The 250-nt window shown below is 64.8% G+C and carries 1 protein-coding gene; it reads right to left on the reverse strand.

What is annotated here, in order from left to right:
* A partial coding sequence (locus AC0IYH_RS33045) for a hypothetical protein (protein WP_471838614.1) occupies window positions 1-250 on the reverse strand: 250 nt, incomplete at both ends.

Below are 250 nucleotides of genomic sequence, written 5' to 3' on the forward strand. Positions count from 1 at the left end.
CTCCAGAATCTCAGTCGCGTACGGGCCGGTCACCGCGCTCATCGCGTCGAACGCCATCGACAGCCCGGCGGCGCGGATCGCATCGAAGTCGAACAGCTTGCGCATGAGTTCGGCGTAATCGGTAACCGGATCGACCACCTCGACCGTCATCCCCGCCAGCATCGTCTCGCCGTCGGTATCAAGATCGATGTCGTCCGCCTCGACGGTCAGCCAGCGGTTGATCGTCAGGGTGCGCGCGTGGATCGCCTCG

It is taken from the genome of Pseudomonas sp. AC463 (assembly GCF_979253585.1).